The following is a 23788-nucleotide window of genomic DNA, read 5'->3' on the forward strand; positions in this document are numbered from 1 at the left end:
TATGTTTGATGGAAGCTATACCATAGAAAATTTTGATAAAGAACTTTTCCAGGCAATTGTCGAGGAAGAGCGTCGCCAAGAAGATCATATTGAACTTATTGCATCGGAAAATTATGTGAGCCCCCGTGTACTAGAGGCTCAAGGTTCCGTATTGACCAATAAGTATGCCGAAGGTTATCCCGGCAAACGTTATTATGGCGGGTGCGAGTACGTGGACGTGGCAGAAGCCCTGGCAATTGAACGAGCGAAAAAGCTGTTTGGCGCAGATTATGCCAATGTGCAACCCCATTCTGGTTCTCAAGCTAATGCTGAAGTGATGATGGCTTTATTATCACCAGGTGATGTTATTTTAGGTATGGCATTGCCTCACGGTGGTCACCTAACGCATGGTTCAAAGGTTAATTTTTCTGGAAAGTTGTACCAGGCGGTACCTTATGGTGTGGATGAACAAACCGGATTAATTGATTACGATGAACTAGAGCGTTTGGCTTTAGAGCATAAACCTAAGTTAATCATTGCAGGTTTTTCTGCTTATTCGCGTGTTCTTGATTGGCCACGTTTTCGAGCAATTGCTGATAAAGTAGGCGCTTACTTAATGGCTGATGTGGCTCATGTTGCTGGGTTGATCGCCGTAGGTTTATATCCTTCGCCTATTCCTTATGCTGATGTAGTAACTACAACGACTCATAAGACTCTAAGAGGTCCTCGTGGAGGTTTGATTTTATGTCGTGCAAATGAGGAAGTTGAGAAAAAATTAAATTCCGCTGTATTTCCCGGCATGCAAGGTGGACCCTTAATGCATGTTATTGCCGCTAAGGCAGTTGCTTTTGCAGAGGCCTTATTACCTGAATTCAAAACTTACCAAGAGCACGTTTTATTGAATGCAAAAACAATGAGCTCGGTTTTAATAAGCCGCGGCTATAATATTGTTTCTGGTGGTACGGAGAATCATTTACTGCTCGTTGATTTAATTAATAAAGACATTACTGGTAAAGATGCTGACGCTGCTTTAGGGCGAGCCAATATTACAGTAAACAAAAATTCAGTACCTAATGACCCACGTTCACCTTTTGTTACCAGTGGTTTAAGGTTGGGAACTCCAGCGGTTACCACTCGAGGATTTAGGGAAAAAGAAATTACTCTTCTATCAAATTGGGTAGCAGATATTCTTGATGATATTAACAATGAAGCGACTATAACGCGGGTTAAAGAGGATGTATTGCGTTTATGTCGTGAGTTTCCGGTTTATAAGTAATTATGTATTGTCCATTTTGTCATGCAGAAGAAACTAAGGTTGTCGATTCGCGTTTAGTGGCTGATGGTGCTCAAGTACGCAGAAGGCGGGAATGCCTTGAATGCCATGAACGTTTCACTACTTTTGAAACGGCAGAGTTGATTATGCCTTTAATAATTAAGCGCGATGGTAGACGAGAGACTTTTAGTATCGATAATTTGCGCTCAGGAATGTTAAGGGCGCTGGAAAAGCGACCGGTAAGTGTTGATTCTTTAGAAGAAGCGCTGGTCGCTATTACGCAAGAAATTCGTCGTAGAGGCGAGCGTGAAATTGATTCCCAATTTGTTGGTGAGTTAGTGATGAAAGCTTTATATAGTCTGGATCATGTTGCCTATGTGCGTTTTGCTTCAGTGTATAAGCGCTTTAAAGACGTGAGTGATTTTAGACAGACAATTGATCAAATGAAAAAAGATTAGGGGATTGTTTATAGCAAAATATAAACAGGCCCGCAGTAAAAAAGGATTTTGATGGGACTAGCTTAAAAGAGTAAACTTTTAAGGTTTAAGCAAACACGAAATAAGTGTTCACAGAATAGGTAATTTGCTGTCATTGCAAGTCTAGGCAAAGCGATGATGGCAGTTTTTTTATTTTGACCATGCGGTGAGCACTTACAACAAAATTCATGAGGTTATAGTGGAAAAGCAGTCTATAAGTGGAAAACGAAAAGCCCGAAAATTATCACTTCAGGCACTTTATCAGTGGTTAATGTCTGGTTCTGATTTATATGAAATTGAGGCGCAATTCCGAGTGGCTAATAATATGGAAAAAGTTGATGTCGATTATTTCTGCCGCCTGTTGTACGGTATTCCGGAGAATGTGCAGCAACTCGAAGAGAGTTTTACTCCATTTTTGGATAGAGACATCAGCGAATTAAATCCGATTGAATGGACGGTGTTACGCATAGGAGCTTTTGAGTTAATTAACTGCCCGGATATTCCTTATAAAGTAGTTCTAGATGAAGCCATATCATTGACTAAAGAATTTGGCGCACAAGACGGATATCGTTACGTCAACGGAGTATTAAACAATCTGGCTCAACAAGTTCGTGCAGTTGAAATCAACTTAGACAATGGTAATGGATGAGTTTTCTCTAATCGATAGGTTTTTCAAGCCCTTAGACCTAAAACGCAATGATGTTTTGTTGGGTATTGGGGACGATGCTGCATGTTTGCAGGTTCCCAATGGCATGAACTTGTTAGTTAGCACGGATACTTTGGTTGCCAAAGTTCATTTCCTTCCTGATTGGGATGCATACAATATTGCTTATCGTTCGGTTATGGTTAGTGTGAGTGATTTGGCAGCCATGGCTGCTCAGCCTTGTTGGGCACTGCTGGCATTAACCCTGCCACAAATGGAGCCTTCTTGGCTTGAGTCTTTTGCTCATGGTTTAAGTGATTCGTTAAGGCAATTTAATATTGCTTTAATTGGTGGTGATACTACCCGTGGCCCACTTTCAATTACCTTAACGGTTTTTGGCCAAGCACCACTTAATCAGGAAGTGCGTCGGAGAGGGGCGCAACCTGGCGATATTATTTTTGTATCAGGAAACATTGGGGCCGCTGCTTTGGCGGTTAAATTTCTTGATAAGCAAAATATATCTTCATCCGATCACGCCACCTTAATGCATAAGCTATTGCACCCACAACCACGCATTGATTTAATCAATTTTTTACGTCTTTATGCTACGGCGGCAATCGATATCTCTGATGGGCTTAGCGCTGATCTTAATCATATTTGCACTGCCAGTGAGGTAGGTGCCTGTCTTAATCTGGACGCCATTCCTATAGAACCTTTGGTGAAGCATTATTATCCCGATAAAGCAGTTGACTTAGCCCTTACAGGCGGTGATGATTATGAGTTATGTTTTACTGTGCCTGAGCTGAAAGTTGATTCACTGATGCATGAATTAGAACAAGCTGGAATGGTTTGTTATCCAATTGGGGTGATTGAACAAGAGCCGGGCTTAAGAGTCAAAACGGCTGAGAATCTATATCATGAAATAGCTCCCAAAGGCTATTCGCATTTTTAAATCTGTAGAGAGTGTAATTTAAGAATCTGCGTCAGGATGACGTAGAGGATTAGATGAATAGTTTGCAACTGTAGTGAGAATAATATGAAGCAAGTCAATTTAGCAACTCGAGTGTGGCAAGACCCTGTTTATTTCATCGCTTTTGGTTTTGGTTCTGGTTTGATGCCTAAGGCTCCAGGAACTTGGGGGACCGTAGCGGCTGTACCGGTCTATTTATTACTGATGCATTGCAATCCAATTGTTTATCTTATTTTAACGACATTGGCATTTATCTTGGGTGTTTGGGTCTCTGATAAAGTAAGTAATGAACTGGGTGTTCATGATTATAAAGGGATCGTTTGGGACGAGGTAGTTGGTTATTTATTAACGATGTTTATGGCGCCGCAAGGATTTAAATGGATGTTATTTGGTTTTATTCTATTTCGTATTTTTGATATCTGGAAACCGCAACCTATAGGATACATTGACGAAAAGGTAAAAGGTGGCATGGGGATCATGTTGGATGACGTATTAGCTGCAATACCTGCTTGGCTCATAATGCAGTTGTTCGCTTGGAGTTTTGCGTGATGAATGAGAATCATAAGGAACTAATTAGTATAGGGTTAACGGTAGGTATTGTTGCTCTCACATTATTTATTATCCATCGTTTTATTCCCTCGATGATTTGGGCTGCAATCATTGTTATTGCTACCTATCCCTTGTATAAAAAGTGGCGGCATTTGTTTGGTAATAAAGATAACCTTGCAGCTTTTCTTTTTACAACGTTAATTGGGTTACTTTTTCTTCTTCCTTTAAGCTGGCTGGTGCGAATTCTGGTTACTGAAATTCAGTATTTCATAAATTTTTTACAAAATTTAAATCAGCAGGGTGGTGCAGCTCCTGAGTTTTTGAAGCATTTTCCATTTATTGGTAATGAATTGGTAATTTATTGGGATGACAATATTGGTCAGCCAGGAAAGGTTCGTGATTTTCTTTCCAATGTACATTTATCATTAGCCCCTACCAGTTATTATGTCAAACAGATAGGGACAAGTTTAGCGCATCGCAGTATCCAGGTTGGTTTTACTTTATTAACCTTATTCTTTTTCTATCGTGATGGGGATAAATTATTAATTCAGATTTATCAGATAGGGGAGTATTGTTTGGGGGAGCGATGGTTCCGCTACGCTGATAGATTACCGAAAGCATTGAGCGCTACGGTGAATGGCACAATCGTTGTCGGTCTGGGAGTCGGGATATTAATGGGGATTTGTTATGGCCTGGTAGGTTTTCCTGCACCTACGTTAACTGGATTTATTACCGCTTTAGCGGCTATGATTCCTTTTGTCGTGCCTATTGTTTTGGCAATTGTTGCGATGATTTTATTTTCAGCCGGAAGCATGGTTGGGGCGATCATTGTTTTGGTTTGGGGAACCTTAGTGATGTTTATTGCGGACCACTTTATTAAGCCTGCGCTTATTGGTGGTGCAATTGAATTACCCTTTTTGGCCGTACTGTTTGGTATTTTAGGTGGAGTTGAGACGTTAGGTTTATTGGGCTTATTTATTGGTCCTGTGGTGATGGTACTCTTTGTGACTTTATGGCAAGAGCCTCAGGCAATGCCTCATATTAAAGGTAAAAGGTCCATTCATTATTAATTTTGTAGCCCGCATTACGCGAAAAGTGTATGTAATTTATTAAATTAAATAAAAAGCCGTCTCTTCTACCCTACTCTCCTATGTTCCACAGACAAGCCGTGGGACATAGGAAGGCCTGTAATTAACAAACCGTTAAGCAACCAGGCTTCTTATTTATAACTGCAAGAGTCAAAACGATAGATTACCCCGATACTACCCATTTGTGACTGGAATGATCTTCCAAACGTATTAATGCTCGTAGTAGACATATAGCGATAGGCTGCATTAAGGGCATAGTTTTCTGAGAAATTATAAGTGATACCCACAGTTCCTTGATAGGTAAACACATTCTTTTTGGCGTGAAATGAAATCGCATCAAATGGACCAGATGCATTTAAATCAAGATTTAAGAACGAGTAACCAATACCGCCACCAATAAAGGGAGACAATGTTTCCAAAAATTCAGGGAAATCAAAATAAAGATTAGCCATAAGCACATTAGCTGAGGTTCTGCCGCTAAATGAAGTGAGATCAAAGTCGGTAACACGGAAACGATCAGGATTAGCAGAGATGTACGTATATTCAAATTCATAACGAACCGGGTTATATTGATAGCCTAGACGGCCCCCCGCATTCCAGCCATCGCGGTAGCGTACGTTAGAAAGCTGCACACCTAAAATATTCGTATTTACGTTAGAAGATAAATAGCTATAGCCTCCAAAAGCACCCATATACCAGCCATCAACAGCAGCAGAAGCTGATGCGATGCTTGAAGCTAATAAAGCCGTGGAAAAAAGTACAGATCTCATGACTTCCCTTTATTATTATTTTTGTGAAGTCATGTTATCGTGTTGTTCTAAATTTGCAAGTCCTTCAATTCAAAAAAATTTAACAAAGATTTAAGAGTAATCAGTGATTATCATAGGTCTTTTATGCTCATTATTTCATCCTAGAAAGTAAAAAATAGAATTAAAAAGCAAAAAATTTTTATCACTACTATAATGAATTGGTCATATTGATTTTACTCTATCAATATGGCTTTCCTTTGCTCACGGTATTCGTTATTGAGAAATATACTATCTGTGTGAATCGTCTACTTGTTTCAAATGAACATTGGTGCAATGATAAATTTTTAACATATTGAAATGGAGTTTCATCATGACTGATAATAAAAAGAAAGGTGTGGTCAAACCGCTATTGGAGATACCCTCTAGTTTTATTGAACAGGTTGTTGATCTTATTTCTGATACGACTGAGCTAGGCCGTCAGAAAATAGTCGATCTGGCTGAACAAGCCAAAGTAAAATACAAGTATTGGCTTTATTATTTTACGCGTACCCGGGACATCAACAGTTTTATTCATGACTTAAAAGAAACCAAGGATTCTTATTTTCGCTGGGATGCTGTTAAAAAGCTTTTAAGCGAAGGGGAATGGAATAATGGTTCTTACAATTTCTACTTTCTTTTAGAACTTACCAGCGCTATTGAGGGATATAAGTCTTTAGAGGAGCAGGAGAAACTTTCTTTTGTGCTGAAACTAAAAGATCCAATTATGAATCGATTAAATTACTTAATTGCCGATCATAAGAAAGCCCAAGAGGAAGCAAAACGTCGCAGTGATGAATTGGTGCAAGCAGGGCTAGCGAAACAACGGGTACTCAATTCAGCCATTCTGGAGCAAGATCTGGAGATCGCAAAAAATAAAGCCGTCACGGAAGCGGAGAAAGTTGTGTTTTGCTTGGTAAAAGATACTAAGCAGTGGAGCCTTTCTTTAGTGGATGCTGCAGGCAAAGTACATTCCTTGGATGTAAGCTTAGAGCTTAAATTATTTCTGTCCAATAAGAAAATTACCGATGTAAGCCAATTAAACTCTGAGCAACTGGAACATATCCTAACAGAGTGCCATCAGGCGAAAACCAAATTGCTTGGGCGTTTACAATTAGTAATCAATTCCGAGCAAAGTAATATGGATCTGGTGAATCAAGGTCTTAATTCAGCATTCATTTTACGTACTGATCCGCCTAAAGCAAATCTTTGGTGGGTAAGTAGTTTGGGCGCGCTCAATTTTATTGAGCTCAAAGATTATCCATCGCTGCATCAATGTTTAACTAACTATCTTGGCGTGTTGCACGATAAGGACTTTAATGAGGCTGCCCAAAAAGAAATTGAGAGCACAATAAAATTACATTTGTTGGGAGTAAAAACGGCCAAAGCTTTAAATACAACTACTGTCTCTCAGATGAATCGACAGTTAGGTAGTATTTTTAATAGAAAAATAGGTCAACAAAATATTGATGAAGTAAAACATGATGCTCATGAACGAGCGCTTAGTTTATTGCAATACAAGATCAATCCTGAAGAACGAATCAGAGATTTGCAGCGTATGCATATTACCTCAACTTTCATTTTACGTCATACACACAAGGAGCAGGCTCTTTGGTGGGCAAATAGTTTAGGCCATATCCATCAAATTAGATTAAAAAACTATCCTGAACTTTTGAGTTGGCTTGGAACTCATCCTGCGCCATTTAAGGCAGAGGATGAATTGGCATTTAAAAATTATTTGGTAGATGTTAACCCCATCCATGAGTTAGATAAGAACAGTTTTCAAAATATTAAGGCCATGCTTGAAAATAGATTAAAAGTGCAAGTTGCCGAGCAAGTGGAGCAGTCGCCAGAAGAGGTAAAAGTAGTTCCCAAGGTGGATGTATCATTTAAAGAGGAGACTCAGAAGGTTAAACCTCAGCCTTTAAGCAAAGAAAGGTATACTGCAATCAGTAAATTGCCTACGATGTGGCAGGAACAGAGAATAATGGATGAAGCTGTAGAGAATGCTGAAAAGATCTCACGTAGTCTTAATGCTTAACGATAAAGATAAGTAATTTATAAAACTGCCGTTATTGCGAACAAAGTGAAGCAAGCCAGAGTTTTAACGAAGCATCCTTCTAGGTTGCTTCGCCAAGGCTCGCAATGACGAAATTTACATTTGAGGTATTCTGGAGATCTTCAGAGATACTTCGGGATCACACTTATTTAAACCCATTCGTTATCGGATAGCGCCAATCCTTACCAAAGGCTACCGTACTCACTTTGATTCCAGGAGCGGCCTGGCGCCGTTTGTATTCATTGCGTTTAATCATCTGGATTACTTTAGTAACCACTTCCGGTTTAAATCCTTGTTGAATTATTTCTGCGGGGCTTAGATTCTTTTCCATGTACGCAACGATAATCGCATCTAAAATCTCATAATCAGGTAAGCTGTCTTGATCGGTTTGATTATCTCTTAATTCAGCAGAGGGAGGGCGAGTAATCACCCGCTCAGGGATTACCTGTGATAGGCTATTGCGATAATGTGCCAGTGCATAAACCTGGGTTTTTAGTACATCTTTTAAAACCCCAAAGCCACCACACATATCTCCATATAAGGTTGCATATCCTACTGCGGATTCACTTTTGTTGGAGGTGGTCAGGACCATTTTCCCCGTTTTATTCGACATAGCCATTAATAATAAGCCACGAACGCGAGCTTGGATGTTTTCTTCTGTTAGATCAGCGGGTCGCCCATGAAACTCAGGTTGCAAGGTATTTATTAAGGCTTCAAATGCCGGTTCAATCGATAACATCGAATGGGTGACCGCGAGTGCCTGTAGTTCAAGCATGGCATCCTCAACGCTCATTTCCGCAGTATAGCGTGAAGGCATCAGCACTGCATGTACACGTTCTGTTCCTAAGGCATCTACCGCAACAGCTAAGGTAAGTGCAGAATCAATACCACCCGAGAGGCCTAACAAAACTCCTGGAAATTGATTTTTATTAACATAATCACGGGTTCCACAAACCAAGGCTTCATAAAGCAATGCTTCTTTCGTAGGTAGAGGTGCTATAGGACCAGAAAGCTGTTTGTCTTGCAATTCAATGGTACAGAGATCTTCTTTAAACGCTGCGGCACGAGCACATACAGCGCCTTGTTGATCCAGAGCAAATGAATGCCCATCAAATAATAATTCATCTTGTCCACCAATTTGATTTACATAGGCAATAGCAACCCCTTGCTGTGCGTAGGTCTTTAATAAGGCCTCACGTTTTTGATATTTGTGTTCAGCAAATGGAGAGGCATTCGGTATGAGTATTATCGAGACACCGTGTTCAATTAAGTCTGAGATCGGACCGGGTTGCCATGCATCTTCACAAATGCAAATACCGACCTGGTAATTTTTTATTTTTAGAATACAAGGTTTTCTTTGGCCGGCGGTGAAATAGCGTGCTTCATCAAAAATTTCATAATTAGGTAATTTTTGTTTGTGATATTCCGTAATTATTTGCCCTTGATGCAAAATGCTCACACTGTTGTAACAGTTTTTCTGATCGATACTTGGATGACCAACAAGTACATAACAGTCTTTGGTTATCGCTTGGATTTGTTTTAAATGCTCCATGACTGATAGATGAAACTCATTCCGAAAAAGTAAATCCTCAGGGGGATAGCCGGCTAAGGCTAATTCGGGAAAAACAATGACATCATGGTCATCTTGCTTGCTTTTTATGATTTCAATAATTTTATCCCGATTAAGTGTCAATGCACCAACAGTGGGATTGATTTGAGCCATAAGAATTCGAAGCGTGTTTTGCATGATATTTAAGTGAACTTTGAGAGTAATGGGCAGTAAATTATTACAAAGTGTACCTAAATGAAAGATATAAGTGTTAATTAGGCTGAAAATTGCATAAAATAGACGCTTTTGCCCAGAACATCCCAAATATTATGTTAAATGAAGCACTATCAAAAATGCCTGAAGCGTTTGAGGCCAAAATATTATTGCGAGGGCAAGAATATTTTGAGAATGGCCATGTGCTGAATATTCGTTTCAGCGAGGGGCTGTTAAAAGGGCGCGTGAAAGGCAGCTCCAGCCAGATTTATGATGTACACATGGATTTAAAAGCCTGGCCTGGAAAACGTGCAAGTTGCACCTGTACCTCCCACGCTAACTGCAAACATGCTGCTGCCTGTTTATTTGCTTTACGCGCTCAAACCAACATGGTGTCGCAGCCTGCAAATAAATTGGATAAACGCTTGGATAGCTGGTTAAAAAATCTGCGTGCTCAAGAAGCCGCGGTAGTTAAGACTCACGAGTCTACGCATCATTTAACCTATTTAATTGAGCTGAGACTTGATGGCTATGAGCATAAAGTAATCGTCAAATTGGCCTTAGCTAAATTATTAAAACGAGGTGGTTATGGAAAGATGATCACCTTTAACAGTCTTGCTGAATCTAAGAAACAACATTTTATTGGGGATGATAATGAATTAGTCGCCCAATTGTTGTTTAAATGCGGTGTTTCGGGTTGGTTTGATTCCTTAAGCATTCGGAATAGCGAATTATTAGTAGGGATTCTTGCTACAGGCAGGGCCTTTTTTGTTCATGATCAAGAGCACGCTATTCACTTGGGTGAAACCTATAATGGTACATGCCAGTGGGTTTTGGCACAAAATGGTAGCCAGAACTTATTGTTGATGCATGATGATGAAGTTGTTAAGCCTGTATTACTCGACGAGAGTTGGTATTTTGATTATGACCTCGGAGTTATGGGCTATTTAAAAACGCCTTATCCCATAAAACAGCTCGGGCATTTATTAGAGGCTCCCCCCATTTCTATTGAACAAGCGCCCTTACTGGCTAAAAAAATGGAGCAAACTTGCCCGGAGTTTCCTGTACCGCAAGTCTTTACTGTTCAGGAAACGCGCCAGGTTACTCCTACACCTATGCTGATTCTTGATGCCGTAAGTGAGGAGCAGGAGGAAACATCTTGGTTTTATGATGATGAGGAATTGAACGCCTTATTCATTGCTCGGGTTTTTTTCAATTACAATCAATCACGAATAGCTCTTAACGAAACCTGCGATACGGTAGTGACCCAAGAAAGCGGTATTTTAATTCATTACCAACGCGATAAACATTTTGAAGCGGAAAAGCTAAACGAATTACATCAGATTCTTAAACTGAGAACTGCTAAAGGTTGGGAAAAGGCACAGTGGGATAAAACCAAGGAAGTTGATTTCGTATTAGAAGATATTGCCCAGGCTTCAGATTTGGAGTTTCTTTATAGCCAAGCCATACCTTTACTAAGCCACCGTGGCTGGCAGGTAGAGATGGTAAGCTCATTATATCAGCAAGTTGTTAGTGCGGATGATGTGGAATGGTTTTCTGATTTAAATGAAGGGAGTGGCACCGATTTCTTCTCCTATCAATTAGGTATCTTAGTCGAGGGTAAATCAGTCAGCATCGTTCCTTTGGTAGCTGATTTGATTCAGCATTATAAAGGAGGGGAGTTGGATGGTCTTCCTGATGAGCAATTAGTTAAATTACCTTTAGACGATGGACGTGCTTTGCAGTTAGAAATGGGGCGCATTAAGCCTTTAGTCCGTTTACTTTTGCAATTTGGTTTACGCCACATAGATGAAAACCATGAGCTGCAAATTAATAAATACCAATTGATTTTAATGCAGGAAGCTGAATTAGCGCTGGCAGCCACGAAGTCACGTTGGCAAGGTGCTGAAATGCTACGCGATGAGTTAAAGCGCCTGATTAAGTTAACTGATATTCCGGAAATTCCGGTTCCTCAGGGCTTGCAGGCGCAACTAAGAGACTATCAGCGTCAAGGATTAAGCTGGATCCAGTTCCTGCGTACGAGTAGTTTCAGTGGGATTTTAGCTGATGATATGGGTTTGGGAAAAACCATTCAAACTTTGACTCATTTACTCTATGAAAAAGAGCAAGGACGTACACGCACTGCGACCTTAATTATTGCCCCCACCAGCTTAGTGGGCAATTGGGAGGCAGAGGCCCGACGTTTTACTCCAGCATTAAAAGTCTTGGTTTATCATGGCAGTGAACGCCATCAAGATAGCTTTGATGATTATGATCTGGTTATTTCCACTTACGGGCTCATTCATCGAGATAAAGAAAAATTTGTAAGTTATCCCTTTTATTATCTCATTTTGGACGAGGCGCAATTTATTAAAAATGCGCGTACTAAAACAACGCAGATTATCCAGCAATTGCATGCAGCACATCGTTTATGTCTCACGGGTACTCCCTTAGAAAATCATTTAGGGGAACTCTGGTCATTATTCCACTTTTTAATGCCAGGTTTATTAGGTGATACCAAACAATTCAGGCTGTGGTTTAGAAATCCTATAGAGAAGCATGCGGATGTGCATCGACGTGATGTTTTAGTGAATCGCGTAAAACCTTTTATTCTAAGAAGAACCAAAAACCAGGTTGCTCGTGAATTGCCGCCCAAAACGGAAATGACGCGTACTATTGAAATTGTTGGGCCACAACGTGATCTTTATGAAGCGATTCGCATGAGTATGGAGAAAAAGGTTCGTGATGCGATTGTGAAGCAAGGTTTGGGTAAAAGTCATATCATTATTCTTGATGCTTTATTGAAGTTGCGCCAGATTTGTTGTGATCCGCGTTTATTATCATTACCTGAGGCAGCAATCGCTCATGGTACTTCAGCGAAGCTCGAAACCTTAATGGAACTGCTCGATAATCTGGTGGAAGAGGGCAGGCGAGTACTTGTTTTCTCTCAATTTACCTCCATGCTGCAATTAATTGAAGATGAGTTGCGTGCGCGTAATTACGATTATTTAAAGCTGACCGGACAAACACAAAACAGACAGGCTTTAGTGGAACAGTTTCAGGAAGGTAAAACCCCAGTGTTTTTAATTAGCTTAAAAGCAGGGGGAACAGGATTGAACTTAACGCGTGCGGATACCGTAATTCATTATGACCCGTGGTGGAACCCGGCGGTAGAGGATCAAGCTACAGATAGGACGCACCGTATTGGTCAGGTAAATCCAGTGTTTGTTTATAAGCTGATTACTTCAGGTACGGTTGAAGAAGCTATTTTAGGTATGCAAGAGCGTAAACGTCTGCTGGTGGATGGGATTTTATCTGCAGATCCGGCTAAGGCCATTAGTTTAAGCGAAGAAGATATTGAACAGTTTTTTGCTCCATTGTAAGTCGACGTTTTTAATTTAGGCCTAAGTTTTTCTCGCTCAATAATCAAAACGAACTACAGTCCTTAAGTCTTGATGACTCTCTATAAAATTATCATCCCTCTCGAATTACCGTGGCTTGATCACGAGAATTCGAGTTTGAGCCTTGAGAGACCGGTGGTTTTGATTTATTTCCAAACAAACCATCCTTTAGAAAAACATAAAATTTAATGCTTTTTTATTGAAAAACTGGCATAGTCGCAAATCATGGCATAAGCTATATATGATTGTAATTATGGAGAAAACTATGAAATTATGGAAAGCGATTTGTGGTTTAGTTTTTGCTGCATCATTTGTTTCAAATGCCATTGCGGCATCAGGCTCGCCTGTTGGCCAATGGACTACAATAGATGATAAAACTGGTGCCAAAAGAGCTGTTGTAATGATTTCTGAATCTGGCGGCGTTATCAGTGGTGTTATTCAAAAAGTATACCCACAAGCAGGCGATACTGGAATTTGTGAAAAATGCCCAGGCTCGTTCAAAGGTAAAAAAATTGCGGGCATACGTTTCTTATGGGGTTTGAAAAGTGAAGGTAACAATGAGTGGGGTGGTGGCTCTATTCTAGACCCGAAATCAGGTAAAATTTATAAAGCAAAAATGACTCTTGATGGAAATAAACTTCATGTTAGAGGATATTTAGGCGTTTCCTTATTAGGACGCACTCAAACATGGGTTAGATAATTCCCGTAACCTGGTTGCTTGCAACCAGGTTTTTCTTTTAGAAATCCCCCTGCCAATCCCCTTACAACCCTTTTAGCAGATGACATCTTAGCAAAAGATCATTACAATAGCCCTTGTTCCAACTCACACTGCCTACGTAACTATGCATGATCTAAAAAAAACTCAAAAATCCGTTGATCCACTAAGAAGACCTCCTCATTCAGTCGAAGCCGAGCAATCGATTATTGGTGGCTTGATGCTGGATAATCAGGTTTGGGATAAAATTAGCACTAAATTATGTGAGGCAGATTTTTATCGTACGGAACATCGTATTTTATTTCGGGCAATTTCTACCTTATCTAAAAAAGACCAACCCTTTGACGTAGTTACTTTGCTTGATGCTTTAAAGTCCCATAATGAGCTGGATGATGCTGGCGGGGAAGCTTATTTGTTTGAATTGGCAAATAACACACCCAGCGTGGCAAACGTCAATGCCTATGCGGACATTGTGCGTGAAAAATCCGTACAAAGACAATTGATTGGGGTGGCTACTGAAATTGCTGACGCAGCCTATAATCCTGACGGCAGAGAGGTACCTGAGTTATTAGATATAGCTGAAACTAAGGTATTCGCCATCGGGGAACAAACCGGCGGCGATGGTGGTCCTGAAAATATTAAATCCATTTTAGTGCGTACCGTGGAGAAGATTGATGCCTTATACCACAGTGGTGATGCGTTTACTGGGGCTCCTACGGGACTGAGTGATTTAGACAAAATGACCTCGGGTCTACAACCCTCCGATTTGATTATCGTTGCCGGTCGTCCTTCAATGGGTAAAACCACCTTGGTAATGAATATGGCAGAGCATGTCGCGATTCAGTCTGGAAAGCCAGTAATCGTATACTCCATGGAGATGCCCTCGGATTCACTAGCGATGAGGATGATGTCTTCTTTAGGTCGTATTGATCAACATAAGATAAGAACCGGAAAGCTTGATGATGATGATTGGCCTCGCGTGACATCAGCGGTGCATATGCTGTCTGAAGCCTCCTTATTTATTGATGATACTCCAGCGTTAAGCCCCTCGGAAATGCGGGCACGCTCGCGTCGTGTGGCCAAAGAGCATGGCCCTGTTGGCTTAATTGTGGTGGATTATCTACAGCTTATGAAAGTACCTGGTTTTCATGCTGAAAACAGAACGGCAGAAATCTCGGAAATTTCTCGAAGCTTGAAGTCGCTTGCTAAAGAATTACAAACACCAGTAATTGCTTTATCGCAGTTAAACCGAAGTTTGGAGCAACGTGCTGACAAACGTCCTGTAATGTCTGACTTAAGGGAATCCGGTGCGATTGAGCAGGATGCGGATTTAATCTGCTTCATTTACCGGGATGAGGTGTATAACGAAGACAGTCCTGATAAAGGAACTGCGGAGATTATTGTTGCGAAGCAAAGAAATGGACCTATTGGAAAGGTCCGTGTAGCCTTTATTGGTAAATATACTCGCTTTGAAGATTTGGCCTTTAATGGTTATCAAGAGGGATTCGAATAGTGTCAAGACCAACCCACTTGGTTGTTGAGCCGAGTGCTTTACTGCATAACTTGGCGCAAATAAGACGATTTGCTCCAGGTAAAAAAGTAATTACTATGGTCAAAGCCAATGCTTATGGCTGCGGTATCCATGCGGTAGTTCCTGTACTAGAAGGGCACGTTGATGCCTTTGGTGTCGCATGCATTGAAGAGGCTATGGTTATTCGCCGCCTGGGTAGTCGCACTCATTGCATTCTGTTCCAAGGGGTGTTTAGCCCGGATGAGTTTAAACTTGTTGCAGAACACCAGTTAGGCTGTGTCATGCATCAGCCACATCAGGTACAGTGGTTATTAAATACCCCCTTGGATAAGCCCATTAAACTATGGGTGAAAGTAAATACAGGCATGCATCGTCTGGGTTTTAAGCCCCATGAGTTACAGGAGGTGATGAGCGCTTTACAAGCATGTCCCTGGGTGGATAAAGATATTGGTTTAATGACTCATTTGGCTTGTGCCGATGAGCCGGAGCGTGCGGAAAATTATCAGCAGATCTCTCTTTTTGAACGTATTTCTGTAGCTGGTTTTAGTCAGCGTAGTATGGCTAATTCCGCGGCAATTATTTCTTTCCCACAAACCCATGCAGATGTGGTTAGACCAGGCATCATGCTGTATGGAGTGTCACCTTTTGCGAATAAGACCGCAACGGATTTGGGACTAGTGCCGGTCATGCGTTTTGTTTCTGCGATCAGTGCGGTTTATGACAATCCTGCTTTTGCGCAAGTAGGGTATAGCGGTATTTGGAGTAGTTCCAAACCTTCGCGGATTGGTATTGTTGCTGCAGGTTATGGTGATGGTTATCCACGCCATCTTGCGACGAATACACCAGTGTGGGTCCAGGGTAGGGAAGTGCCGATTGCGGGGCGTATTTCTATGGACATGTTGGCTGTTGATTTAACAGAACATCCTGATGTGCAACCCGGGGCTCCGGTAGAGCTGTGGGGTACTCATATTTTAGTCGAGCGTATTGCCAAGGCTGCCGGAACGATTGCCTATGAGCTGTTATGCCAGATTTCTGAGCGGGTGCGTCATTGTTAGCCATTTTTGGCTTATGGGTGTTTCACTCACGAATTACCATGGTCAAGTCGTGGTAATTTGTACCTCGGGAAGCCAAATACTACTTACGCTGCTTCATTAGGCTCATGACCCAGCACATGCTTTTAATTCCCTCAAAAGTCCCTTATCAAAAGAATATGGATCATAATCACACAGGGTGCTAGAATGGTGGCGATTTTTTAACCCTTTAATCTGGTGACAATCATGAAAAAGTTAACTGTTGCATCCTTATCTTTGTCTTTCTTACTCGTCGGTTGTACCGGAGTGAATAATGAAGGCATTGGCGCGCTTTCTGGTGGTGTCGTTGGTGGATTGCTCGGTAGCCAGTTTGGTAGTGGCGGTGGTAAAGTCGCTGCAGCAGCTGGTGGCGCTCTTATTGGTGCTGTTTTAGGTGGCCAAATTGGGCGAAGCATGGATAAAGTAGACCAAATGCAAATGCAAAGAGCATTAGAAACTGCACCGACTGGTAGAGCAGTTAATTGGTCAAACCCAGATACTGGATATCGTTATACCGTTCAACCTACTCGAACTTACTATCACGAGCAGCATCATGAGCGTTTGCCTTGTCGTGAATACACTACAAAAGCATGGATTGATGGACGCACTCAACTTCTCCGCGGTAGCGCTTGCCGTCAACCTGATGGAAGTTGGCACGTGGTGAACTAGTAGTTAGCTAAACGCTAAAAGTCGCGAAAGCAATCAAAAATTGTGGTCATTGCGAACTCAGTGAAGTTAAGCCAGTATCGAGCATCAACGAAGCATCGGCCTGGGTTGCTTCGCTAAAGCTCGCAATGACAAAATCCGCAATAAGCTATTAAACTGGAGGCTGATCCTTAACTTCCTTCGTACTCTTATCACAACAAGAACAACCGCAATTATTAAACTTATTGTATAGCCAGCCAATAAGAAAACCCATAATGAATGCGTCAATAAAGGCAATAAGCGCCCCCAAAATACTTCCTTTAATGGAAGGAGTATATCCAGGATATAAATTTCCCATTGAAATAACAAAATCATGTCCATAGGCATAATATGTAGCGATAAAGCCTAGCAATAAGATGGATATTCCCCAAAGCACACCAAAAGCCAGACCCAAACCTACAGGGTTTAATCTGCAACCACTCATAATTATCTCCATATAAAAGGCCTCGATAAAAAGAGGCAGTGTTGGTGTTTACGGGTGGTTCACAATTAAAGCTGTTTGCTGGCCAGCCCAAGAGGCATAAAATGCCTCTTGTAGGAGTATAGCTCTACTTCACGTCAAGTAGTAGTTTTTGGCAAATTGAAAAATATTGTGCCTCTAATTGATGCAGATCGATTAAAGAAACACATTCGTTGACTTGATGGATGGTGGCATTAACGGGGCCTAATTCAATAACCTCTACACCATAAGGGGCGATGAAACGACCGTCAGAAGTGCCACCACTGGTTGATAATTCAGGTGTATAACCGGATTGTTCCCGAATAGCTTGCTGCGTGCTTTCTAATAGAGCTCCTTGAGCGGTTAAAAAGGGCTCCCCGCTTAAACGCCAATTGATGCTTGGGCTAAGACCAAACTCATTAAAAGTTGCCATAACTTGCTCTTTTAAGCTCTCTTGAGTCTGCTCTGTCGAATAGCGAAAATTCAAGTTCATATTGAGCTCACCAGGAATGATATTTGGAGCTTGGCCACCGGAACTTATAGAGGTTATTTGCATGGACGTCGGGGGGAAATAAGCATTGCCTTCATCCCAATGAAGGGCCGTTAATTTTGCTAGGGCAGGGCTTATTTTATGAATGGGATTTTCTGCTAAATGTGGATAGGCTACATGTCCTTGTTTTCCATGCAAACAGATTTTTGCACTTAACGACCCCCGTCTGCCAATTTTAAGCACGTCACCAACATGAGTGGTACTGGAAGGTTCGCCAACAATACAGTAATCAATATGAATTCCTTCTTTTTGTAATTGCTCCATCACATAAGGCGTTCCTAAATCATAATCATCACCTTCTTCACCACTGGTAATGAGAAAGCCTAAGCGTCCAGGAAAAGCAGGGTAGGCTTCGACGAAGCGTTTTGCCATGAGGAGCATGCACGCAAGGCTGCCTTTCATATCCGCAACTCCACGCCCATAAAGCATACCGTCTTTGTCTACTAAAACAAAAGGATCCGTATGCCATTTGGACTCATCACCAACGGGCACAACATCAGTATGGCCTGCAAATACTAATAAAGGACCGCTGTTTCCATAAAGAGCAAAAAAATTAGATACAGGGCCATTATTCATCCGTTCACAACTAAATCCTGCATTCTGCAAGAATTGAATCATAAGTTCCTGACACCCTGCATCATCCGGAGTAATCGAGGGAAAATTAATAAGTTCTGCTAATAGTTCCTTTATTTTACTCATCGTTTAGTTAGCTCTTAGTAATTCATTAATGCTCACTTTTGCTCGGGTTTTTTCATCTACCTGTTTTACGATCACGGCACAATACAGGCTATGGCTTTTATCTTCACTAGGCAGGTTGCCTGCAACAACGACGGAACCTTCAGGAATTCGACCATAGGTAATTTCCCCAGTCATGCGATTGTAGATTTTGGTACTTTGTCCTAGATAAACACCCATGGACAGTACGGAATTACGCTCTACAATGACTCCTTCAACTACTTCAGAACGTGCGCCAATAAAGCAATTATCTTCAATAATAGTTGGATTGGCCTGTAGAGGTTCTAATACACCACCAATACCAACGCCACCGGATAGATGCACATTCTTACCAATTTGCGCACATGAACCAACGGTAGCCCAAGTATCAACCATAACTCCCTCATCAATATAAGCACCCACGTTTACATAGGAGGGCATTAATATACTGTTTTTGGCAATATATGCTCCTTTGCGCACCATAGCATGGGGTACTACACGAACACCGGTTTGTTGAAATTGTTCTTCGCTATAGCCTTGATATTTTAATGGGACTTTGTCATAAAACTGACAAAATCCAGCGTCGATAATTTGATTAGGAAATAATTTAAATGATAAAAGGACTGCTTTTTTAATCCATTGATGCACCACCCAGTCATCATTGATTTTTTCGGCAACACGGTACTGGCCACTATCCAGGCAAGAAAGTACTTCATTCACGGCCGTAATGAGTTCAGCACTAGCTGTACTCATGGATAAAGTTTGGCGCTCTTCAAAGGCTTGTTCAATAATGGTTTGTAACGTATGCATGTGTTTTTTCCTAAATAATGTTATGACAAAGCATGATGTAAATCTGCTTGTAAATCTTCTCCGTGCTCAATACCTACCGAAAGACGAATAAAGCCATCTTCAATACCTAAAGCTTTGCGTTGCTCGGGGGGAATTGAAGCATGCGTCATGATTGCTGGGTGTTCAATTAAACTTTCAACGCCACCTAGGCTCTCAGCAAGGGTGAATAGTTCACAACGGGATAAAAAGCGTTTCGCCTCTTCAATACCGCCGTCGATTACCATGGAAATCATCCCGCCAAAACCTTGCATTTGCTCTTTAGCTAATTGGTGTTGCGGGTGACTGGCAAGACCTGGGTAGATTACTTTATTGACTTTCGGATGCGTGCTTAGCCAGTTTGCTAGATGTTCTGCATTTTCACAATGTCTTTGCATGCGTAGGGATAGAGTTTTTAGGCTTCTGAGCACTAAAAAGCTATCAAATGGGCCAGCAATACCTCCACACGAGTTTTGTAAGAATCCCATTCGATCAGCGAGATCCGCATTATCGCCTACAACAACGACACCACTAATTACATCAGAGTGGCCATTTAAGTATTTGGTTGCGGAGTGCAGTACAATGTCAAATCCCAATTCAAGTGGACGTTGAATCCAGGGGGTCGCAAAGGTATTGTCCGCGACGGTAATGAGGTTATGACGTTTGGCAATCGCGGCAATCTCACGTAAGTTAGCCAGCTTTAGCATGGGATTGGATGGAGTCTCTACCCAGATTAAGCGGGTTTTAGGAGTAATTGCCGCTTCAATAGTGCGCGCGTCGGTCATATCAACAAAAGAAAAGGATAACTTAGACGTGCGAGTTTTCACTTTATCGAATAAACGAAATGAGCCACCGTAAAGGTCGTCGGTAGCAATCACGTGATCACCGGCATCAAGCAGATCAATAACGGAATTAATGGCAGCCATTCCCGAGGCAAAAGCAAAACCACGTTGACCTGATTCCAAATTGGCAATACAGCCTTCATAAGCTGCACGAGTCGGATTTTGCGTGCGTGAGTACTCATAACCTTGATGTACACCTGGTGCGCTTTGTCGATAAGTAGAGGTGGCATAAATTGGGGTCATTACTGCACCGGTACTTGGGCAGGGTTCTTGGCCTGCATGAATAGCACGTGTATCGAAGTGATTCTTTTTCATTCAATATATTCCTTATAGGTCATCGTCTGTATTCTAGAGGGGGAATTTCCTCTAGGCAAGGTATCAATAGATGCTAAATTTAAGACGAATGGCGGCTTTTACCTTTAAATAGGTGACTTTTGGGTCATTTTTGCCGCAATAATTTTGATTTCTTTTGATTTTATGCGATTCTTATTCTGAAATCGCGTTTAATCCAAGGCTTAGGAAACTATGAAGGTTGATTTTCATTATTTATGGTCAGGCAAATATGCACAATGGATTGCCATTGCTTTAATTTCCTTTTTTTCTTTATTGATTATTATTGAGTTTTTTTCGCTAAGATTTGCGCCGATTCAAGTACAAATAGTTCCTGAACCGGGTAAAGGAGCGATTCCTGCTGCGCAGAAAGATGACTCTTTTAATGACATTCTTAATTCATCACTTTTTGGCGTTTATGTTTCCAATGATTTAAGTGATGGGAGCGTCAAAAAATCGATGTTAAATGTTACTTTGGTAGGAATCCTATTTGCTGGTACTATGGAGAACTCTCAAGTGATCATTCGTTCTGCAAATGGAGAAGAGAAGACCTATAAAATAGGGGACACCATTCCAGGTGATGCGGTCATTAAACGAATTACTGCTAATGGGGTACTTGTTGAGCGTCAGGGGGCTTTGGAAAGTTTAAGCTTGCCCAAAAATGAATTAACCTTTGAGCCTGTAGCTAAGCCTTTAAAAGGGGAATAGATTAGATGAAACATGCTTTAAAATTATTAATTGTTGTACTGTTTATTCCAGCATTAGCTGCTTGTCTGACAAGCACCACCAATTTACGCGAGGGTATTACTAATTTTCGTGTGGAAAATTACCGCACCGCATTTATACGTTTGAAGCCCGAAGCTAAAAAGGGCCAGCGTGATGCGCAGTATGCGATTGGTTATATGTATTATTATGGTAAGGGCGTGGTTGAGGACCGTAAAAAAGCATGGTTTTGGATCACTGCAGCGGCCAATGCTGGGCAGCCTGATGCGATTGTGGCGGCGAAAATGCTGGACGGGAATATGAATACCCCTGTAGTTAATCCTAAAGTTTATTAAGCCTTTGTTTAGCAATGGTAGAGCCTGGCTGCACGCAACCAGGTTTGGATTTTTAATCTAATAATGCCAAAATCTTACTTGTTGGTTTGGCCAATCCCAACGAGCTTAAATGCTCTTTCGCAAACCACTGACCTTGGGGTTCAGCAAGTCTCGTGCCTAAGCCCTTAGTTTTAATTCTTAGTGCGTTGATTTCCAAAAGGAAATGACTAAAACGATGTTTAAACGCAATCAAATGTTGAGATGATTCCCCGTTTAAATCATATTCCCTCTGGATGAACTCAAGGGGGCACTTGCCTTCATCTAAACTGGGCAAACACCATAACCCTCCCCATAACCCGGTGGGTGGTCTTTTTTCCAAATAGATTTTGTCCTCGTCATTACATAAAACCAATAGTTGTTGCTGTTGTATTGGTACTGGTTTTTTAATTTTTTTTGTGGGGTATAAATGTTGTTCTCTATATTTTAACGCCAGGCAATGATCTTGTACTGGGCATTGTTGGCAATCAGGATTTTTCGTGGTGCAACAGGTTGCTCCTAGATCCATAATCGCTTGCGTGTAATCCGCGCATTGTTCTTGAGGCATGCATGCATCAGCAAGTTGCCATAATTGTTTTTTAATAGCAGCTTGTTCAGGATGTCCGTTAATCGCAAAAAAACGCGTTAAAACTCGTTTGACGTTCCCATCTAAAATTGCTGTAGGTTGATTAAAAGCTTGTGATAAAATTGCAGCTGCTGTGGAAGCTCCGATTCCTGGCAATGCATGCAACAGTTCAAGTTGTTCAGGAAAAGCGCCTTGATATTCTGAAACAATAATTTGTGCGGTACGATGCAGATTTCGTGCCCGGCTGTAATAACCTAATCCAGACCATAGAGAAAGGACCTCATCTTCATGCGCCCGAGCTAAATCGCTAATGCTTGGAAAACGCTCCATAAATCGTTCGAAGTAGGGAATGACTGTTTGTACCTGCGTTTGCTGCAGCATAATTTCAGAAATCCACACGCGATAAGGACTGCGGGGTAATTGCCAGGGCAGGTTTTTGCGCCCATGGCTCGCAAACCATTCAAGTAAAGGATTGCTAAATTGCTCAGATAAATTGTTCACTTAAATCATTGGCCAGTTAATCAGCCAAGATAATATCTTAATTTTAATATGATTAATACCTGCACACGATGCAGAAAAAATTTTAAAATTTATTCGCGAACTTTCTGTCCATGGTCTATCGTTTTATTAAGGGTTGTTTGCAAACAGCCTTTAGGACAGAGCTAAATATATAAAAAGTCCCCTCATCCGCGGAGAAAAGTTCATCGCAGAGTGGGGGCTTTTTTTGTGATTTATGTAGAAAGAAATTATAAGGAGATAATTATGCGCCAAAAATCATATGAAATAATAGTCTTAAAGCCTACGGCTGTTTTTTTATCATTTCTGGCGTCACAACTACCAGAAGTCAAATTACCCGATTTGCGTTTATTGCATATCGACAATACAGCCTACACCATTCCCAAACAAGCATCAGAGGATGCTCTCCTTAATGAAATAGAAAAACGTTTCCCTGAAATGTTTCGTCATGAAATTTCTCGTTGGTTGGGGGATAGTGTCCGTTCTGAGATTGAAACTAATTTTTTAGATTTCCTGTGCTGTTTCCGATTTGAATTACACAACCATATTATTTTGATGGAGCATGCTCTTGAAGAGGGAAAACAATTGTTACTCTTTAAACCCCGGCTGGCTTTACTTAATTGGTTAAAGTCAACAGCGGAGGGGAATAGTGAGTTGGTTGAGGTAATTGAGCGTGTGCACTTATCTAATTTAGAAGAAAATGCTACGGTAATGGTGAAGAACTTTGCTAATTTAACAGAAATTAAGCCTTTTATTAAAAGTCATTATCAGCCCATATTTTCCACGGCTATGACTCGTATTAGTAATCAATCGGAGCAATGGCCATCGATTGATTCGTTTCACCAGTTTAATGAGTATTTTGCAGTTGAAATACATACACAATTGATTCATTTGTATCAGTAAGGGA

Annotated in this window: 22 protein-coding genes; 15 read left to right on the forward strand and 7 right to left on the reverse strand. The window is 41.1% G+C overall.

Translation table 11 applies throughout. The features are described 5' to 3' along the window. The first annotated feature begins 1 nt into the window (after nucleotide 1). The 6 genes from glyA to ACD661_RS00450 all read left to right on the forward strand — a co-directional run bounded on the left by glyA (nucleotide 2) and on the right by ACD661_RS00450 (nucleotide 4960). The gene (gene glyA / locus ACD661_RS00425; RefSeq protein WP_400185499.1) at nucleotides 2–1255 is read left to right on the forward strand and encodes a serine hydroxymethyltransferase; all 1254 of its coding nucleotides are present in this window, start codon (nucleotides 2–4) and stop codon (nucleotides 1253–1255) included. A gap of 2 nt (nucleotides 1256–1257) precedes the next feature. Beyond that, a complete protein-coding gene (nrdR, locus tag ACD661_RS00430) occupies nucleotides 1258–1710 on the forward strand; it encodes a transcriptional regulator NrdR (RefSeq protein WP_400185500.1) in 453 nt (150 codons plus the stop codon). 217 nt (nucleotides 1711–1927) lie between these two features. After that, nucleotides 1928–2377, forward strand: coding sequence for a transcription antitermination factor NusB (gene nusB, locus ACD661_RS00435; RefSeq protein WP_400185502.1), 450 nt, complete (start codon nucleotides 1928–1930; stop codon nucleotides 2375–2377). Beyond that, the gene (thiL, locus tag ACD661_RS00440) at nucleotides 2370–3323 is read left to right on the forward strand and encodes a thiamine-phosphate kinase (protein WP_400185503.1); all 954 of its coding nucleotides are present in this window, start codon (nucleotides 2370–2372) and stop codon (nucleotides 3321–3323) included. The genes nusB and thiL overlap by 8 nt, the downstream gene beginning before the upstream one ends. An 84-nt stretch (nucleotides 3324–3407) precedes the next feature. Beyond that, nucleotides 3408–3890 carry a phosphatidylglycerophosphatase A family protein gene (locus ACD661_RS00445; protein WP_400185505.1) on the forward strand — a complete coding sequence of 161 codons (483 nt, stop codon included), beginning with the start codon at nucleotides 3408–3410 and terminating at the stop codon, nucleotides 3888–3890. Continuing rightward, on the forward strand, nucleotides 3890–4960 hold the full coding sequence (locus ACD661_RS00450; RefSeq protein ID WP_400185507.1) for an AI-2E family transporter: 1071 nt from the start codon (nucleotides 3890–3892) through the stop codon (nucleotides 4958–4960). The genes ACD661_RS00445 and ACD661_RS00450 overlap by 1 nt, the downstream gene beginning before the upstream one ends. 149 nt (nucleotides 4961–5109) lie before the next feature. Here the strand turns inward: ACD661_RS00450 and ACD661_RS00455 are convergent, their stop codons facing one another. Further along, entirely contained in the window at nucleotides 5110–5748 is a 639-nt protein-coding gene (locus ACD661_RS00455) for an outer membrane protein (RefSeq protein ID WP_400185508.1), read from the reverse strand. Nucleotides 5749–6097: 349 nt separating this feature from the next. Here ACD661_RS00455 and ACD661_RS00460 point away from each other — a divergent pair, with 349 nt between their 5' ends. Next, nucleotides 6098–7804, forward strand: a complete 1707-nt coding sequence (locus ACD661_RS00460; protein ID WP_400185509.1) for a hypothetical protein — start codon at nucleotides 6098–6100, stop codon at nucleotides 7802–7804. Nucleotides 7805–7967: 163 nt separating this feature from the next. On the opposite strand, the gene ACD661_RS00465 is transcribed toward ACD661_RS00460, so the two are convergent. Continuing rightward, a complete protein-coding gene (locus tag ACD661_RS00465; RefSeq protein ID WP_400185510.1) occupies nucleotides 7968–9569 on the reverse strand; it encodes an NAD+ synthase in 1602 nt (533 codons plus the stop codon). A gap of 131 nt (nucleotides 9570–9700) precedes the next feature. Here ACD661_RS00465 and ACD661_RS00470 point away from each other — a divergent pair, with 131 nt between their 5' ends. From ACD661_RS00470 to ACD661_RS00490, 5 genes are all read left to right on the forward strand, one after another. Then, nucleotides 9701–12967 (forward strand): DEAD/DEAH box helicase, encoded by a 3267-nt coding sequence (locus tag ACD661_RS00470; protein WP_400187196.1) that lies wholly within the window; start codon nucleotides 9701–9703, stop codon nucleotides 12965–12967. Nucleotides 12968–13250: 283 nt separating this feature from the next. Next, nucleotides 13251–13685, forward strand: coding sequence for a DUF2147 domain-containing protein (locus ACD661_RS00475; RefSeq protein WP_400185512.1), 435 nt, complete (start codon nucleotides 13251–13253; stop codon nucleotides 13683–13685). Nucleotides 13686–13827: 142 nt separating this feature from the next. Beyond that, a complete protein-coding gene (gene dnaB, locus ACD661_RS00480; RefSeq protein WP_400185514.1) occupies nucleotides 13828–15213 on the forward strand; it encodes a replicative DNA helicase in 1386 nt (461 codons plus the stop codon). Further along, the gene (gene alr, locus ACD661_RS00485) at nucleotides 15213–16286 is read left to right on the forward strand and encodes an alanine racemase (RefSeq protein ID WP_400185515.1); all 1074 of its coding nucleotides are present in this window, start codon (nucleotides 15213–15215) and stop codon (nucleotides 16284–16286) included. The genes dnaB and alr overlap by 1 nt, the downstream gene beginning before the upstream one ends. Nucleotides 16287–16508: 222 nt before the next feature. Next, entirely contained in the window at nucleotides 16509–16970 is a 462-nt protein-coding gene (locus tag ACD661_RS00490) for an RT0821/Lpp0805 family surface protein (RefSeq protein ID WP_400185516.1), read from the forward strand. 148 nt (nucleotides 16971–17118) lie between these two features. On the opposite strand, the gene ACD661_RS00495 is transcribed toward ACD661_RS00490, so the two are convergent. From ACD661_RS00495 to ACD661_RS00510, 4 genes are all read right to left on the reverse strand, one after another. After that, complete coding sequence (locus ACD661_RS00495; protein WP_400185518.1) at nucleotides 17119–17430, reverse strand: bacteriophage holin; 312 nt, start codon at nucleotides 17428–17430, stop codon at nucleotides 17119–17121. A 124-nt stretch (nucleotides 17431–17554) separates the two neighbouring features. After that, nucleotides 17555–18694, reverse strand: a complete 1140-nt coding sequence (dapE, locus tag ACD661_RS00500) for a succinyl-diaminopimelate desuccinylase (protein ID WP_400185519.1) — start codon at nucleotides 18692–18694, stop codon at nucleotides 17555–17557. A gap of 3 nt (nucleotides 18695–18697) precedes the next feature. Continuing rightward, entirely contained in the window at nucleotides 18698–19519 is an 822-nt protein-coding gene (dapD, locus tag ACD661_RS00505) for a 2,3,4,5-tetrahydropyridine-2,6-dicarboxylate N-succinyltransferase (RefSeq protein WP_400185520.1), read from the reverse strand. A gap of 20 nt (nucleotides 19520–19539) precedes the next feature. After that, nucleotides 19540–20691 carry a trans-sulfuration enzyme family protein gene (locus ACD661_RS00510; protein ID WP_400185522.1) on the reverse strand — a complete coding sequence of 384 codons (1152 nt, stop codon included), beginning with the start codon at nucleotides 20689–20691 and terminating at the stop codon, nucleotides 19540–19542. Nucleotides 20692–20901: 210 nt separating this feature from the next. On the opposite strand from ACD661_RS00510, the gene ACD661_RS00515 reads away from it, so the two are divergent. Together ACD661_RS00515 and ACD661_RS00520 are read left to right on the forward strand one after the other, a co-directional pair. Beyond that, the gene (locus ACD661_RS00515) at nucleotides 20902–21414 is read left to right on the forward strand and encodes a type II secretion system protein N (RefSeq protein ID WP_400185524.1); all 513 of its coding nucleotides are present in this window, start codon (nucleotides 20902–20904) and stop codon (nucleotides 21412–21414) included. 5 nt (nucleotides 21415–21419) lie between these two features. Beyond that, on the forward strand, nucleotides 21420–21764 hold the full coding sequence (locus ACD661_RS00520; RefSeq protein ID WP_400185526.1) for a tetratricopeptide repeat protein: 345 nt from the start codon (nucleotides 21420–21422) through the stop codon (nucleotides 21762–21764). Between the two features lie 52 nt (nucleotides 21765–21816). On the opposite strand, the gene mutY is transcribed toward ACD661_RS00520, so the two are convergent. Further along, nucleotides 21817–22866 (reverse strand): A/G-specific adenine glycosylase, encoded by a 1050-nt coding sequence (gene mutY / locus ACD661_RS00525; protein ID WP_400185528.1) that lies wholly within the window; start codon nucleotides 22864–22866, stop codon nucleotides 21817–21819. Between the two features lie 261 nt (nucleotides 22867–23127). Here mutY and ACD661_RS00530 point away from each other — a divergent pair, with 261 nt between their 5' ends. Then, entirely contained in the window at nucleotides 23128–23784 is a 657-nt protein-coding gene (locus ACD661_RS00530; protein WP_400185529.1) for a hypothetical protein, read from the forward strand. Nucleotides 23785–23788: the final 4 nt, after the last annotated feature.

Origin of the sequence: Legionella lytica (assembly GCF_044626755.1) — a bacterium.
Classification (GTDB): domain Bacteria; phylum Pseudomonadota; class Gammaproteobacteria; order Legionellales; family Legionellaceae; genus Legionella; species Legionella lytica_A.

Bases quoted from the DNA above. Each gene is read 5' to 3' on its own strand.
- glyA (WP_400185499.1), top strand. From the start codon at position 2: ATGTTTGATGGAAGCTATACCATAGAAAATTTTGATAAAGAACTTTTC.
- nrdR (WP_400185500.1), top strand. From the start codon at position 1,258: ATGTATTGTCCATTTTGTCATGCAGAAGAAACTAAGGTTGTCGATTCG.
- thiL (WP_400185503.1), top strand. From the start codon at position 2,370: ATGGATGAGTTTTCTCTAATCGATAGGTTTTTCAAGCCCTTAGACCTA.
- ACD661_RS00445 (WP_400185505.1), top strand. From the start codon at position 3,408: ATGAAGCAAGTCAATTTAGCAACTCGAGTGTGGCAAGACCCTGTTTAT.
- ACD661_RS00450 (WP_400185507.1), top strand. From the start codon at position 3,890: ATGAATGAGAATCATAAGGAACTAATTAGTATAGGGTTAACGGTAGGT.
- ACD661_RS00455 (WP_400185508.1), bottom strand. From the start codon at position 5,748: ATGAGATCTGTACTTTTTTCCACGGCTTTATTAGCTTCAAGCATCGCA.
- ACD661_RS00460 (WP_400185509.1), top strand. From the start codon at position 6,098: ATGACTGATAATAAAAAGAAAGGTGTGGTCAAACCGCTATTGGAGATA.
- ACD661_RS00465 (WP_400185510.1), bottom strand. From the start codon at position 9,569: ATGCAAAACACGCTTCGAATTCTTATGGCTCAAATCAATCCCACTGTT.
- ACD661_RS00470 (WP_400187196.1), top strand. From the start codon at position 9,701: ATGTTAAATGAAGCACTATCAAAAATGCCTGAAGCGTTTGAGGCCAAA.
- ACD661_RS00475 (WP_400185512.1), top strand. From the start codon at position 13,251: ATGAAATTATGGAAAGCGATTTGTGGTTTAGTTTTTGCTGCATCATTT.
- dnaB (WP_400185514.1), top strand. From the start codon at position 13,828: ATGCATGATCTAAAAAAAACTCAAAAATCCGTTGATCCACTAAGAAGA.
- ACD661_RS00490 (WP_400185516.1), top strand. From the start codon at position 16,509: ATGAAAAAGTTAACTGTTGCATCCTTATCTTTGTCTTTCTTACTCGTC.
- ACD661_RS00495 (WP_400185518.1), bottom strand. From the start codon at position 17,430: ATGAGTGGTTGCAGATTAAACCCTGTAGGTTTGGGTCTGGCTTTTGGT.
- dapE (WP_400185519.1), bottom strand. From the start codon at position 18,694: ATGAGTAAAATAAAGGAACTATTAGCAGAACTTATTAATTTTCCCTCG.
- dapD (WP_400185520.1), bottom strand. From the start codon at position 19,519: ATGCATACGTTACAAACCATTATTGAACAAGCCTTTGAAGAGCGCCAA.
- ACD661_RS00510 (WP_400185522.1), bottom strand. From the start codon at position 20,691: ATGAAAAAGAATCACTTCGATACACGTGCTATTCATGCAGGCCAAGAA.
- ACD661_RS00515 (WP_400185524.1), top strand. From the start codon at position 20,902: ATGAAGGTTGATTTTCATTATTTATGGTCAGGCAAATATGCACAATGG.
- ACD661_RS00520 (WP_400185526.1), top strand. From the start codon at position 21,420: ATGAAACATGCTTTAAAATTATTAATTGTTGTACTGTTTATTCCAGCA.
- ACD661_RS00530 (WP_400185529.1), top strand. From the start codon at position 23,128: ATGCGCCAAAAATCATATGAAATAATAGTCTTAAAGCCTACGGCTGTT.